Annotated in this window: 2 tRNA genes and 1 rRNA gene; all 3 read left to right on the forward strand. The window is 46.4% G+C overall.

Annotated elements, in window-relative coordinates:
* Positions 1–81, forward strand: a 16S ribosomal RNA gene (locus FCL40_RS18390); the annotation flags it as partial.
* Between the two features lie 66 nt (positions 82–147).
* Positions 148–224: transfer RNA gene (locus tag FCL40_RS18395), tRNA-Ile, on the forward strand.
* 157 nt (positions 225–381) lie between these two features.
* A tRNA-Ala gene (locus tag FCL40_RS18400) sits at positions 382–457 on the forward strand.
* The last annotated feature ends 218 nt before the right edge of the window (positions 458–675 follow it).

Genomic DNA, 675 nt, shown 5'->3' on the forward strand with positions numbered 1-675 from the left:
ATGACCACGGTGTGGTTCATGACTGGGGTGAAGTCGTAACAAGGTAGCCCTAGGGGAACCTGGGGCTGGATCACCTCCTTACGAAACAGATACGGTTTTGCGTTGAGTGTTCACACAGATTGTCTGACAACATGTAAGAGTTTCGATGGGTCTGTAGCTCAGCTGGTTAGAGCGCACGCCTGATAAGCGTGAGGTCGGTAGTTCAAGTCTACTCAGACCCACCAATCTTCCCACAGATTGGACATCGAGAAACGATGGCGTAGGGATTTGATTTCAGATCGAGGCGAACGAACGACGAGCGAAGGAGTTTACCTTTGGTAAATGACTGAGCGAGGATGTGATGTTCAACGAAGATATGGAAGCAAATAACAAGCTAATGATGGGGCTATAGCTCAGCTGGGAGAGCGCCTGCTTTGCACGCAGGAGGTCAGCAGTTCGATCCTGCTTAGCTCCACCACTCTCGATTCGACTTACTATCTGGCAAGAAGCCAAAGCTAAATACCAGTATTTACCTTTGGCTTTTTTTGAGCCCCGGCTCAATGAAGCATGCTCTTTAACAATTTGGACAAGCTGATAATTTCTCGAGATATTTGCAATTTTTGCAAGTGCCTTGATATCTGGCGATAGATTAACGTATTGGTTGTTTAATCGATTAATACAAACCCAAAAAGACCG

This window comes from Ferrimonas sediminicola (assembly GCF_005116715.1).
GTDB classification, from domain to species: Bacteria; Pseudomonadota; Gammaproteobacteria; order Enterobacterales; family Shewanellaceae; genus Ferrimonas; species Ferrimonas sediminicola.